At 37.5% G+C, this 13,453-nt stretch carries 10 protein-coding genes and 1 tRNA gene; 7 read left to right on the top strand and 4 right to left on the bottom strand.

Features of this window, described 5'->3' with window-relative positions; all coding sequences use genetic code 11:
• Positions 1-113 precede the first annotated feature (113 nt).
• From ACFIKX_RS09740 to ACFIKX_RS09750, 3 genes are all read left to right on the top strand, one after another.
• Entirely contained in the window at positions 114-845 is a 732-nt protein-coding gene (locus ACFIKX_RS09740; RefSeq protein WP_375612050.1) for a phage antirepressor KilAC domain-containing protein, read from the top strand.
• Complete coding sequence (locus ACFIKX_RS09745; RefSeq protein WP_375612051.1) at positions 842-1,120, top strand: hypothetical protein; 279 nt, start codon at positions 842-844, stop codon at positions 1,118-1,120. Before ACFIKX_RS09740 ends, ACFIKX_RS09745 begins: the two co-directional genes overlap by 4 nt.
• Before the next feature lie 80 nt (positions 1,121-1,200).
• Entirely contained in the window at positions 1,201-1,398 is a 198-nt protein-coding gene (locus tag ACFIKX_RS09750) for a helix-turn-helix transcriptional regulator (RefSeq protein WP_375612052.1), read from the top strand.
• A gap of 83 nt (positions 1,399-1,481) precedes the next feature.
• On the opposite strand, the gene ACFIKX_RS09755 is transcribed toward ACFIKX_RS09750, so the two are convergent.
• Positions 1,482-1,557, bottom strand: a tRNA-Phe gene (locus ACFIKX_RS09755).
• Positions 1,558-1,958: 401 nt separating this feature from the next.
• Between ACFIKX_RS09755 and ACFIKX_RS09760 the strand changes: the two genes are divergently transcribed.
• The 3 genes from ACFIKX_RS09760 (at position 1,959) to ACFIKX_RS09770 (ending at position 6,454) form a co-directional block, all read left to right on the top strand.
• Positions 1,959-3,122 carry a phosphoserine transaminase gene (locus ACFIKX_RS09760; RefSeq protein ID WP_375613717.1) on the top strand — a complete coding sequence of 388 codons (1,164 nt, stop codon included), beginning with the start codon at positions 1,959-1,961 and terminating at the stop codon, positions 3,120-3,122.
• 383 nt (positions 3,123-3,505) lie between these two features.
• Positions 3,506-4,795 carry an adenylosuccinate synthase gene (locus ACFIKX_RS09765; RefSeq protein WP_375613716.1) on the top strand — a complete coding sequence of 430 codons (1,290 nt, stop codon included), beginning with the start codon at positions 3,506-3,508 and terminating at the stop codon, positions 4,793-4,795.
• Positions 4,796-5,032: 237 nt separating this feature from the next.
• A complete protein-coding gene (locus ACFIKX_RS09770; RefSeq protein WP_375627816.1) occupies positions 5,033-6,454 on the top strand; it encodes a hypothetical protein in 1,422 nt (473 codons plus the stop codon).
• A 203-nt stretch (positions 6,455-6,657) separates the two neighbouring features.
• On the opposite strand, the gene rpoH is transcribed toward ACFIKX_RS09770, so the two are convergent.
• The 3 genes from rpoH to ACFIKX_RS09785 all read right to left on the bottom strand — a co-directional run bounded on the left by rpoH (position 6,658) and on the right by ACFIKX_RS09785 (position 10,155).
• Positions 6,658-7,542 (bottom strand): RNA polymerase sigma factor RpoH, encoded by an 885-nt coding sequence (rpoH, locus tag ACFIKX_RS09775; protein ID WP_273790355.1) that lies wholly within the window; start codon positions 7,540-7,542, stop codon positions 6,658-6,660.
• 148 nt (positions 7,543-7,690) lie between these two features.
• A complete protein-coding gene (locus tag ACFIKX_RS09780; protein ID WP_375627815.1) occupies positions 7,691-8,695 on the bottom strand; it encodes an RluA family pseudouridine synthase in 1,005 nt (334 codons plus the stop codon).
• A 29-nt stretch (positions 8,696-8,724) separates the two neighbouring features.
• Entirely contained in the window at positions 8,725-10,155 is a 1,431-nt protein-coding gene (locus ACFIKX_RS09785; protein WP_375627814.1) for an aldehyde dehydrogenase family protein, read from the bottom strand.
• Positions 10,156-10,615: 460 nt separating this feature from the next.
• Between ACFIKX_RS09785 and ACFIKX_RS09790 the strand changes: the two genes are divergently transcribed.
• Positions 10,616-13,189: a DNA translocase FtsK gene (locus ACFIKX_RS09790; RefSeq protein ID WP_375627813.1), complete on the top strand. Its 2,574-nt coding sequence runs from the start codon at positions 10,616-10,618 to the stop codon at positions 13,187-13,189.
• Positions 13,190-13,453 lie beyond the last annotated feature (264 nt).

Below are 13,453 nucleotides of genomic sequence, written 5' to 3' on the forward strand. Positions count from 1 at the left end.
CTATACAATACCCTCACGGGAAAGGTGTGACGACGGACTTGGTACCGTGTTTTCTAGCACCCGGCACTCTTTTAGAGTGTCAATAGAAAACCTCTATTACCAAGGAGTTCACAGTGAACACACTTATAGAAATTAAAGAAAGCACTGCTAATAGTGCTACCACTCAGACTATGTCGAGTCGTGAAATTGCAGAATTATGTGGTAAAGAACATCGGAATGTTATGCGGGATATTCGGCAAATACTCACTGAGCTCAAAATTGAGCTGAGTGAATTTGCAGGATTCTACAGAGATTCAATAGGTCGTACTCTTCCTTGCTACAATCTTCCCAAACGTGAGTGTTTAATTCTTGTTTCGGGTTACAGCACTGCTTTACGAGCAAAGATTATTGACCGCTGGCAAGAATTGGAAAGACAAGTAGCAACACCACAAATAAATCTTGCCAATGCTTTGGAAAATCCTCTTACGATTAAACAGCTCCTTTTAGAGAGTATCAATCAATTAGAAGACTTAAGAAATGAGGTGAGTACACTCAAGCCTAAAGCAGAAGCTTTGGAAGGTTTAAAACGCTCTGATGGTTTATTCGGTCTTATCGAAGCAGCGAAGATGTTGGAGGTGCGCCCAAAGGACTTAACCAATTACTTGCGTAAACATGATTGGGTGTATCGACGGGCTCCAGGGGCGCCTCTGTTACCTTATCAGGATAAAATCAAAAAAGGTTTCATGGACTGTCCTGCTATCACTATCCAAAGACCAGATGGTACAGAAAAGGTACTCCCTTCAACAAAAATCACATCCAGAGGATTGGCTTGTTTGAGAGAACAAATCTTTGGGGGTGTGCAATGAATACCAGTATCGACTTTTTATGTGATTTGTGGATAGCGTTGTCTCAGTTTATCAATTGTGAATACGTAGATGACAAAGACTGTAGTGACTTGGTTGACATCATGAGCATAGTAGAAAAAGCTTTGATTTTAAAACTTCAAGATGAAATTCCAAATATTACAAAGATTCTAGCAGTTTTAACGGATTTTGGAGATTCAGAGCTGCCCCATAGAATGGATTCTTTGTTGCGAGCTTATGATCCGAGTTTGCAGAAGCCCGTCACGAAAGCGGCTTAGTTTTAAACAATTGATTTCATCTCCTCGTCCTATAGGACGAGGAGGGGATTAAGTAACATAAAAAAGAGAAAGGTAATGAGATGATATTTGATGATGGAGATAGATATGTAACGACACGTGAGTGTGCACAGCTTTTTAGTGTATCCACAACAACGATTCGCAATTGGGTGCTTCAGGGTTTGTTTCCGGAGCCATATAAGCTAGGGAGAGCAGTGAGGTGGAGAAAGAAAAAGATCTTAGCCTTCACTCCAAAGAAAAATAAGGAGCAAATTAGATAAAATTATATAAACTGTAGAAGGTGGTCTAAAAATGGTTATTTAAAGAAAAAAACTGTATATTTCAATATTTTAAACACAAAAAGTGGTGCCCAGACGCGGATTCGAACCACGGACACGCGGATTTTCAGTCCGCTGCTCTACCAACTGAGCTATCTGGGCATGCTTCATAAAAAATATAAAGCGTTTGCGGTTATAACATTAAAATTTTCTCTGTCCAGTCATCAAAAGAAAAATAATTGATTTTTTAATAAGTTTATCTCCCTATTCTAGAGCGTTATCAATGAATCTTTATCATAAAATAAATTTGATAGGTATATTGGACACTTTAGTGTATTGTTATTAGAATGCTGTCTTATCGTGGTGGTGATACGAAAAAAAGTTAAGAGAATCAATCGAGAAGAATGATTAAGAAAGATTTTTTTATAAAGTTTCCCTAAATTTTAAGCATACGAAATAAGAGACAACATTTTTGACTTTTTTCTAAAAAGATTATTGATTAGTCTTTATAATAATTTGTTTTTCTTTATAAAGAAAGAAAAACATCTAAAAGGGGAGAAATAATGATAATGTTACAAAAACCAAGTAATCGTCCCAATAATACTAATTTTTCTTCAGGCCCTTGTAGCAAACGGCCTGGTTGGACTCTTGATGTTCTTAAAAATGCATTAGTTGGGCGTTCACATAGATCTAGAGAAGCAGAATTAAAACTTGCTGAAGTTGTTAATTTAACCCGTGAGATTCTTGAGGTTCCTTCTGATCATCGTATAGGAATTATGCCAGGATCAGATACCGGTGCTGTTGAGGCTGCTCTATGGTCTCTATTAGGTGAGCGTGGCATTGATATGGCAGCGTGGGAAAGTTTTGGGTTTGGGTGGAATAAAGATGTTGTCGAGCAATTAAAGCTTTCTGATGTGCGTCGTTTTGAAGCTCCTTATGGTGAAATACCAGATTTAACACAACTTGACTTTGATCGGGATGTTGTTTTTACATGGAATGGGACAACTTCTGGTGTGCGTATTCCTAATGCGGATTTCATTCCGCATAAGCGGGCTGGATTGACCATTTGTGATGCAACATCGGCAGCTTTTGCGCAATATCTTGATTTTTCAAAATTAGATGTTGTTACTTTTTCATGGCAGAAAGTTTTGGGAGGTGAGGCTGCACATGGTATGGTGATTTTAAGTCCTCGTGCTGTTGAGAGGCTTGAGAATCATGTTCCAGCTTGGCCTATGCCCCAACTTTTCTATATGACAAAAAATGGAAAATTGAACGAAGATATTTTTAAAGGAAAGATCATCAATACACCTTCTATGCTTTGTGTTGAGGATTTTCTTGATGGGTTGAAGTGGGCAAAATCTCTAGGAGGTGCAGCGGCATTAAGAGCAAGGGTTGAGAAAAATTTTTCTGTACTTGATGCTTTTGTTCGCAAAACGCCATGGTTAGAATATTTGGCAAAAGATCCTGAAGTGCGTTCTAACACCGCTATTTGTTTAGATATTGTGGATCCAGTGATTACTGCTTTGGATACGGAAAAGCGAGTATCTTTTATAAAAGCGGTTGTGAAGCGTCTTGATGAGGAAGGGGTTGCTTATGATATCGGTTCGTATCGCGATGCTCCTCCTGGGCTTCGAATTTGGGCGGGTATAACAATTGAGGCTTCCGATCTTGAAATTTTAACACAATGGCTTGAGTGGGCGTTCCAAGTTGAAAAAGCACAGCTTTAAATAATTACTGTTGATTTTCACAACGTGTTTTTAAACAAAAAAGGATACGAGAGATTATGATGATCTTTCGTATTCTTGTATCAGACAAACAGCCTCTAAATATTACATGAATTGTAAAAGATTAAGACGGGGAATGAATGCTTTGTCAGGTGTTGGATACGCACAAATTAAAATCTCTAATGTTTTTACTTTTTGTAGCGAAAATGACAGATTTAAAATATTTGGGTATTTGCTTATCTTTATTATCATAAATTTGAAAATTTAATCACTTGAAGATTGAGAAAAATCTGAAATGAGGAGTCGCACTTGCTCTAAGGTTTCGTTATAAAGAAGAGTTTGTTTTTGAATGCTGGTTTTTTTGACCAAACACGACGGAGAAAGTTATGGCCAATGTAGTTGTTGTCGGTACACAATGGGGTGATGAAGGCAAAGGTAAAATTGTAGATTGGTTGTCTGAGCGAGCAGATATCGTGGTGAGATATCAGGGGGGGCATAATGCTGGCCATACATTGGTTGTTGATGGAGTCAGTTATAAATTATCACTTTTACCGTCTGGTTTAGTGCGTGGCAAGTTATCAATTATTGGTAATGGTGTTGTTGTTGACCCTCATCATTTTGTTGCAGAAGTAAAAAAACTATGTAATCAGGGTGTAAAAATCACACCAGAAATTTTGCGTATTGCTGAAAATGCTCCTTTGATTCTTTCTTTGCATCGTGATCTTGATGCAATTCGAGAAAGCGGTTTATCTGGTTTAAAGATTGGTACAACAAAGCGCGGTATTGGACCGGCTTATGAAGATAAGGTGGGACGTCGTGCTATCCGAGTGATGGATTTAGCAGAAAAAGATACACTTATGGCTAAGATTGAGCGGCTTTTGAGGCATCATAATGCTTTGCGTCGTGGGATGGGTGTTGCAGAGATTGATTCTCGAGCACTTTATGATGAATTGATGCAAGTTGCGGATAAAATTTTGCCCTTTATGGATTGTACGTGGCGTCTTTTAGATGAAGGTTATCGAGGAGGGAAACACATTCTTTTTGAAGGTGCGCAAGGTGCTTTATTAGATAATGATTTTGGAACTTATCCTTATGTAACGTCATCTAATACAGTTGCTGGGCAAGCATGTACAGGTTCGGGGATGGGACCTGATGCAATCCATTATGTTTTGGGTATTGCAAAAGCTTATACTACACGCGTTGGAGAAGGGCCGTTCCCGACAGAGCAGATAAATGATATTGGTGAATTTCTGGGAGTGCGTGGACATGAATTTGGTGTTGTAACGGGTCGAAAGCGTCGATGTGGTTGGTTTGATGCTGTCTTAGTACGTCAGATGGTAACAATTTGCGGTGTTCAAGGTATAGCATTGACAAAACTTGATGTTTTAGATGGTTTGGATGAAATAAAAATTTGTATTGGTTATGAGCTTGATGGTAAAAGGATTGATTATTTACCTTCTTCCATGGGAGCTCAGGATCGGGTGAAGCCTATTTATGCAACATTAGAAGGTTGGAAGGAAGAAACAGCACATGCATTGAGGTGGGAAGATTTACCAGTGCAGGCTATTAAATATATACGCTATATTGAAGAACTGATTAATACAAAAGTGGCTTTATTATCCACAAGTCCAGAGCGTGAAGATACTATTCTTATTACGGATCCCTTTGTTAATTGATTATTGTTTTTAGATTTCTATATATGTTCTCTGTTCGTTTTTGTATCTTTTTACAAAAAAAGTTTTTAAGAGCACGTAAAAGAAAGGTGCAAAATAGCATTGTTTATTTTTCATATTCATTTTACATTATTGCGATAGTTGTACCAATATTAAATGGCAACCAATTTAGAAGGCTAAAATAAAGTTTTTTGGCTTTACTATTGATTTTTTCTCAGTTTAAGAGAGATTATAGAGGAAATGGTAGATTTCGTTGGAATCTTAAAAAAGACAATTAATGCACAAAATAATATTACACCACAAGTGCGTAAGCGGATTTATAAGCGGGCTACCGAAACACTAGAACATCAATTTGTAACAGCAAAAATACCACAAGCAATAGCGGATGAACAAAGAAAGATTCTTCAAAGTTCTATTGCAACTGTTGAAGGAGAATATTTAGCAGTTGAAAAGAAACGGCTTTCTTCAGTTATTGGTTGGAATCCCACAAATATAAATGAAGATAAGAAAGTTACAAAAAAAACTATATTACCAAAGAATAATGAATTGTCAGAGGTAAACATAAAAAGAAAGCAAGATTTTGTTACACGTTCAAAGGATAACAAGGTATTTGTTGAGCTTTGTGTATCAGATATACCAGATGCAGAGCCTGTTAATATGGAGGCTGATGTGCCTTCTCAGCATGTTAATAGCAGTGTGTTAAAGATTTCTCCTTCGCAGGAAGATAATCCGCATATTGTTTCGCACATTTTTTCTCAGGCTTTACGTCGTGCTAATAAATCGTTAGTGCAAAGGCGTATTGTGATAAGTGCTGTTTCTGTTGTTAGTTTTGTTGTTTTACTTGTTGGTATTTTTTTTGTTGGTGAGCGTGTATTTGTATCAAATGATCATCAGTTTTTAGAAGAAAATCTTCAAGCTTCTCACAGAGTACCAAAGGCATTTCCAATTAAGAGAAAGTTAACACAACGCTTATTAGAGGATGGAAGTGAAATTGATGTTGGTTTAAAACAAGCGATAGATTCTTCGGATGAAGAAGTATTCTCAACAGTTGTTGATAGCAATTTGCAATCGCTTGAAACATCAGGTGAAGCTGTTTTCTATCAAGCACGTACAAATTATGATGCAGAAAAGATAGCAACAGGGAGCGCTCGCTGGACACTTATAAAAGAGTCTCAAGTGAAGGGGTCTCCAGAAGAAACAACTATACAAGGTGATATAACAATTCCTGATGAAGGGATATCATTACGGTTAATTTTACGTCGTAATACCGATCAGTCATTTCCTGCTTCATATATTATGGACCTTATTTTTATTCTTTCGGATAAATTTTCAGGTAAAGCTATAAGCAATGTTCAAGCATTAACCTTTAAAGCAAGTGAACAATCCATTGGACAGGCTTTAACAAGAACCATTGCTGCAAAGATTAACGATGACTTTTTTCTTGTCGCATTGAGTGGAAATCATCCATTTCTTGATCGAAATTTACAATTGATGCGAGAATTAGATTGGATGCGTTTGGTGTTAACGGATAAAAACGGGCGTATAAGTGAATTAACCTTTGCAAAAGGACCAACAGGTAAGTCTATTTTTAATGAAGTTATTGGACAATGGCTTGCACAACAAGATAAGTTAACAGTTCTTGGTCAACAAAATAAAACATAGATGCAAAAAAATAAACGGCTGTGAAGAATTTTCTACGACCGTCTTTATTAATTATATACCAAATATATTCAATAAAGCTTTACATATCAATAACTTAAAGAATTAGATAGGCTAATTTACAAGTATAAAGCCAAGGCATGCTTTTTTTCATTTTCACATTTAAAGAATGTGCAAACCATTGGCTTTATACTTAACTCTAGGTTTTACACTTGACTTTGAGATAAAGTAGAATCTTTGATAGAGTTTTGCACTTTTTCAAATGCACGCATTTCAATTTGTCTTACTCGTTCTCGACTAATATTAAATTCACCAGAGAGTTCTTCTAGGGTTAGTGGTACATCGTTTAAACGACGCGCTTTAAATATACGCTTTTCGCGTTCATTGAGATTGTCCATGGCATTTATGAGCATGGAACGGCGATTTTCTAATTCACTTTTTTCAATTAAAATTTGTTCTTGATCGTTAGATTCATCCACCAACCAATCTTGCAACTCACTGTTTTCCCCTTCTTTTGTTCGAATTGGTGCGTTGAGTGAAGTATCACCACCAAGCCTACGATTCATTGATACAACTTCATCTTCTGTGACATTCAACTGGATTGCAATTTTTTTCACTTGTTCTGCATTGAGATCGCCACTATCAAGTGCTTGAAGTTTACTTTTTAACTTACGAAGGTTGAAAAACAAACGCTTTTGATTAGCTGTTGTCCCCATTTTCACCAAACTCCAAGAGCGCAATACATATTCTTGGATTGATGCTTTAATCCACCATATTGCATAGGTTGCAAGACGAAAACCCCGCTCTGGTTCGAAACGTTTAACAGCTTGCATGAGTCCAACATTGCCTTCTGAAATGACTTCCCCAATGGGAAGTCCGTAGCCCCGATATCCCATCGCGATTTTAGCTACGAGACGCAAATGGCTGGTTACTAGCCTATGCGCAGCTTTTAGATCATTATGCTCACGGTAACGCTGAGCTAACATATATTCTTCTTTTGGCTCAAGCATTGGAAAACGACGCACTTCTTCCAAGTAACGGTTTAAACCACCATCACCTGTCATTACTGATAATAAATTCATATGGGCCATATAGCACCCTCCTTTTGTTTGAATTCCCTGATAAGGCAAATTCTCTGTTTCAGATAGCGAACTACCCTCATAACCTCACTCTAGCATATTTTTCAATTTTGTTCAAAAAAAGATATTTTATTGTGAAATCTTGAGAAGGGGAAAAGTTTCAATTCATTTTTTTTAAAAGTTTAATAAGTTTAGCCATATCTTGAGGCAGTGGTGCGGAAAACGACATAACTTTACCGGTAGAAGGATGTTCAAAAGTAAGACTTGCAGCATGGAGTGCATGTCGGTTGAATTGATCGATTGCATTTCTAATAGTGGAGTTGAATGTGTTTGATTTTGTTTTAAAAGCGTTTCCATAAACTGTATCGCCTATGAGTGGATGCCCAATATGAGTCATATGAACACGGATTTGATGGGTGCGTCCAGTTTCCAAGCGACATTCCAGAAGGCTAGCAAAAGATGTTGAGTCTGCATGAGAGCCATATTTTTCAAGCAGAGAAACATGTGTAACAGCATGACGAGCATAAGGGTTTTGGTTATGGATGACAGCTTGCTTTGTCCGGTTATGGGGCGAACGGCCAAGTGATGCATCAATTGTCCAGACATTGCGCTGAGGTGTTCCCCAAATCAAGGCATGGTAGCGTCGATCTAATGCGCAGGTACGTCCATGATCAGAAAATTGAGCACTGAGACTTTTATGAGCTAGATCATTTTTTGCAACAACCATGACACCGCTTGTATTTTTATCAAGACGATGGACAATACCAGGGCGTTTAACACCACCTATACCAGATAAACTATTCCCACAGTGGTAAATAAGGGCATTAACCAATGTACCGGTCCAATTGCCATTCCCAGGATGAACAACAAGACCGGCTGGTTTGTTAATAACAATGACATGATCATCTTCAAAAAGAATGTCCAATGCAATGGCTTCAGCGCTAGGTTCTGCATCACGAAGGTCCGGCATTTCCAATTCAATTATTTGGTTAGGTTTTAATTTTATTTTGGGTTCCTTTATGAATTGACCATCAATTTTAAGACAGCCTTCACGGATGAGAGTTTGCAAACGCGAACGTGAGAGCACATCATGATATTGTTTTGCGAGCCACTGATCAAGACGTTGCCCAAGAGCACCTTCATCCGTTATTTTCTGTATTACCATACGATTCCTATTAAGTTTTTAATAAGATTTTACCAGTACGAAATTGCTTTACTATCGAGAAATTCTTTAATTCCCCAATGTCCTCCTTCACGAGCGCGCCCAGAAAATTTTACACCTCCAAAGTAGCTTCCACTGGGTAATCCATGTCCATTAACTTCTACCATACCAGAGCGTACTTGTTCCGCAATACGACGACATTTGTTGCGATCTTGCGATTGAATATAGTTTGTAAGACCATACTCAGTCTCATTCGCTAAAGCGACGGCTTCTTCTTCTGTACTAAAAGAAAGAATCGAGAGAACTGGACCAAAGATTTCTTCTTTAAAAATACGCATATGAGGTTTTACATCAGCAAAGACTGTTGGACGGACATAATAACCGCGTTCCATTCCTTTTGGTAAACCAGTCCCGCCTGCAACAAGAGTTGCACCTTCATCAATTCCCGATTGGATAAGACCTTGAATTTTATCATATTGTTTTTTTGAAACAACGGGCCCAATATGATTTCCTTCTTGGCCGTTTGGTCCTACTTTTGTTGTTTCTGCAATATCTTTGGCTATTTTCACGGCTTTGTCATAGATGCTCTGTTCCACAAGCATACGAGTTGGTGCATTACAACTTTGTCCACTATTATAAAAGCAATGTCGTGCACCACGTTGAACAGCATCTGAGTCGGCATCAGCAAAGATAATATTCGCTCCTTTTCCCCCAAGTTCCAGACAGACTCTTTTTAAAGTAGCGCTGGCATTTTTAGAAATATCTTTTCCTGCTCTAGTTGAACCAGTAAAGCTGATCATTTCTAAATCTGAATGTGCAGAGAGGTAAGAGCCGACAGTCGCACCATCACCATTGATTAAATTAAAAACACCGGCTGGAAGTGCGGCTTCATCTAAAAATTCAGCAAAAAGCATAGCAGAAAGAGGCGCAATTTCAGAGGGCTTTAACACCATGGTACAGCCAGCCAAGAGAGCAGGAATAACTTTAAGAGTTACTTGATTCATGGGCCAATTCCATGGCGTAATTAATCCTACGACGCCGATAGGATCGTAGTGAAGGATTGCTTGCTCATTTCCCTTTATTAAAGTTTCTTGGAACGAAAACTCTTTATAAGCTTCGATAAAATTGCGAATATGGGAACTTCCGGTTGCAGTTTGCGCATTAAGCGCCATATCAATTGGTGCTCCCATTTCCATTGAAATGGTTTTTGCCATGTCTTTGGAACGTTTTTCGTAGATCTCTAGAATTTTTTCAACAAATCCAAGACGCTCATTTGGTGATGTTGTTTTCCATTTTTGAAAGGCTTCTTTAGCCGCATTAATTGCTTTATCGGCATCTTTTGTACTTCCAAGGCTAATGACAGCACAAGCCTCCTCTGTTGATGGATTAATGACGTCAAAATCGTGAGGAGTGCTTGGCTCATCCCATAGACCATTGATATAAAATTTCCGTTTATTAAACATAATTCACTCCCTTTTTTCTATTTATATTTATGTAATTATGATTGTCTTAGTCTAAGCCTTTTTAAACGAGGATAACAAGGATAATCTTATAAAAACGTGAGAAATTAGATTATATCGTGATAATTGAGCATGGAGAGTTCAATAGAGCAATGCTTATTGTATTATTGAGACTAGTTTCTTTTATGAAAAGGGAGAGAAAGAGAGGCATAGACAATTTTCTTGAAGTTTTTTTATCATGAAGTTTTCTTCAAAACAAATGAAATACGCGCTCTATGACACCATAAACTAGGCAATTTATATCGTAAATATGCAAAAGGCAGATTATGAATATGCATTATGGCACTATTTTTTTCATTAAAAAGTAACCATCAGCAAAAGGTTATTAACCTTCGTATGATAGTTTCTACGAATTCTTTTTGAAAAGGTTATTTTTCTCATTGCTATAAATTTGTTGGGTGCCATGCATAATTCGAAAACAAAATCTATTTCTACGTCTTCTTTTTCTGATGATGGTACAAAAGGTGCATCAAGAGAAGATTTATCTGTTAAGATTACTGAGATATTTCCTTATCCGGAAGTGTGGAAAAAGGCATTTGCCCTCGGAAAAAACGTCCGTTTCACGAGAACCCCAGAAGTTGAGATTTTGCGTCGTCGTATAGAAACAGATCCAGTTTTTGCAAAACAGTTTAAAATTTTTACGAAGCAAGATCAAAAAAAAATTACAGATACAGATATTGTACGTTGTAACAAGAAAACAACAAATATTCTTTCGACAAAAAAAGTCATTAATCCTCAATCAATAGAGAATAAAACATCAGTTTGTCATTCAACGGTTTTGAAGCAGTTGTCACGTCAAACTACTCGTATGCCGTCAGCAAATATTCCACTTGAGGAGGATAAACAAGAACGTAAATTACAAGTGGAAAATGTGCTACAAAAAATAAAACCTGCTTTGCATCTTTCCGATGATGCTTTTTTTGAGTGTGAATCTTTGATATTTGAACATGTGGAGACTCAAACTTCAAAAGAGGATGGAACATCACTTGACACGACAAATGAACTCACACCGGATATTCCCACAGCCTTTGATGAGTCAATAACTGCTCTTTACCGTGTTCTTGAATACCGCTTTCCACAACTCTATGATTCAATTACATCAGAATCTCCAGCGGAAAGGATGCGAGGTGTTGAGAAAATTTCTGATTTAATGCATACAAATAATGATACCACTAAAGAGTGTCATTCTAAGCTTTCTGTTGAAGATTCTGCTCATACGTTAAGTAATACAGGGGCGTTAAGCGATGCAGGGGCGAGTATAGAGACTGAAAATAGCAATAATACTGTCGCCAATAATACTGTTGATTGTATAAACAAAGCCGTCACAAAGAATTCAAAAGATTTTTCTGTGATGCAAGCAAACAGTAAAACTAAAACATTGCAATCTACTCGTATGCCATTAGGTAATTATGATTCTGCTTTTGTGCAAAATATGCACTCTGTTGACTGTGATGTTTATGAGTTTCCTCCGGTCAGTTTATTACAGAAACCTGTTTTTCATGAAGGTACGATGATTCCTCAGGAAACATTAGAACGTGGTGCTGGACTTTTGGAAAGTGTTTTGGAAGATTTTGGTATTAAGGGTGAAGTTATCCATGTACATCCAGGGCCAGTGGTTACAATGTATGAATTTGAGCCTGCTGCGGGTGTAAAGTCATCGCGCGTTATTAATCTTTCTGATGATATTGCGCGTTCTATGTCTGCTATTTCTACACGCGTTGCTGTCATTCCTGGACGTAATGTTATCGGGATTGAGTTACCCAATGCGGTTCGTGAAACCGTTTATTTACGAGAATTAATCCAAACACGTTCTTTTCGTGAAAGTGAATTTAAACTTGCTCTTGCTTTGGGGAAGGGGATTAATGGTGAACCGGTCATTGCAGAATTAGCAAAAATGCCTCATTTATTGGTTGCAGGAACAACAGGATCAGGCAAGTCTGTTGCAATTAATACAATGATTTTGTCGATTCTTTATCGTATGACACCAAAGCAATGTCGTTTGATCATGGTTGATCCTAAAATGTTAGAGCTTTCTGTTTATGATGGCATTCCACATCTTTTAACACCCGTTGTCACAGATCCCAAAAAAGCAGTAACAGCTTTAAAATGGGCGGTTCGTGAAATGGAAGAGCGTTATCGCAAAATGGCTAAGTTGGGTGTGCGTAATATTGATGGTTTTAATGCACGCGTTGCACTTGCAGCTCAAAAAGGCGAAACAATCATGTGTACTGTTCAGTCGGGTTTTGATAAGGAAACAGGGGAAATGCTTTATCATGAAGAAGCCATGGATCTCACGCAGCTTCCTTATATTGTTGTGATTGTTGATGAGATGGCTGATCTTATGATGGTGGCAGGGAAAGAGATAGAGAATGCCATTCAGCGCTTAGCGCAAATGGCGCGTGCGGCAGGTATTCATCTTATTATGGCAACACAACGTCCTTCTGTTGATGTTATCACAGGTACAATTAAAGCGAACTTTCCTACCCGCATTTCTTTTCAAGTAACATCAAAAATTGATAGTCGTACGATCTTGGGTGAACAAGGTGCTGAAACGCTTTTAGGTCAGGGGGATATGCTTCATATGGCAGGTGGTGGACGCATTGTGCGCGTTCATGGACCTTTTGTCTCAGATGAAGAAGTTGAATCCATCGTTGCACATCTTAAAATGCAAGGAAAACCTGATTATTTAGCAACGGTAACAGATAATGAAGACGATAACAAAGAGGATACTTCTGCTGATTCAGCTGCTGAAATTTCTGAGGAAGAAAATTTTGATGAAGAGGGTGAGGAACTTTATAACCAAGCTGTAAAAATTGTTATGCGTGATAAAAAATGTTCAACATCTTATATTCAGCGCCGACTTTCAATCGGCTATAATAAAGCAGCTTCTCTCGTCGAGCGAATGGAAGAAAAAGGCATTGTTGGAGCCGCTAATCATGTTGGAAAACGTGAAATTTTACTCAATGAAGGAAAATAAACAAACGCATTTAAAAATATGCAATTTTTTAAATATCTGACAGTTATTATTTAAATGTGCTTGTTTTATTTTTTTATATAATATTAAAAATTTAAATGGAGAGTAATAAAGCAAAAGCGATCTTTTGTATTAAGACTTCTGATGAGGTAAACAAGCTGATATCAAAGGAGATTATGAGATGTTTTTAACATTTCTAAATGATCTGGAATATAAAGAAATTAAACAAATCTTTATATGAAAACAGATAATTTGTGTTCTCTTTTT

The organism is Bartonella sp. CM86QHHN (genome assembly GCF_042194695.1).
Lineage (GTDB): Bacteria > Pseudomonadota > Alphaproteobacteria > Rhizobiales > Rhizobiaceae > Bartonella.

Excerpts from the sequence above, each read along its gene's own strand:
- ACFIKX_RS09745 (WP_375612051.1), top strand. The coding sequence starts at position 842 with ATGAATACCAGTATCGACTTTTTATGTGATTTGTGGATAGCGTTGTCT.
- ACFIKX_RS09750 (WP_375612052.1), top strand. The coding sequence starts at position 1,201 with ATGATATTTGATGATGGAGATAGATATGTAACGACACGTGAGTGTGCA.
- ACFIKX_RS09760 (WP_375613717.1), top strand. The coding sequence starts at position 1,959 with ATGATAATGTTACAAAAACCAAGTAATCGTCCCAATAATACTAATTTT.
- ACFIKX_RS09765 (WP_375613716.1), top strand. The coding sequence starts at position 3,506 with ATGGCCAATGTAGTTGTTGTCGGTACACAATGGGGTGATGAAGGCAAA.
- ACFIKX_RS09770 (WP_375627816.1), top strand. The coding sequence starts at position 5,033 with ATGGTAGATTTCGTTGGAATCTTAAAAAAGACAATTAATGCACAAAAT.
- rpoH (WP_273790355.1), bottom strand. The coding sequence starts at position 7,542 with ATGGCCCATATGAATTTATTATCAGTAATGACAGGTGATGGTGGTTTA.
- ACFIKX_RS09780 (WP_375627815.1), bottom strand. The coding sequence starts at position 8,695 with ATGGTAATACAGAAAATAACGGATGAAGGTGCTCTTGGGCAACGTCTT.
- ACFIKX_RS09785 (WP_375627814.1), bottom strand. The coding sequence starts at position 10,155 with ATGTTTAATAAACGGAAATTTTATATCAATGGTCTATGGGATGAGCCA.
- ACFIKX_RS09790 (WP_375627813.1), top strand. The coding sequence starts at position 10,616 with ATGCATAATTCGAAAACAAAATCTATTTCTACGTCTTCTTTTTCTGAT.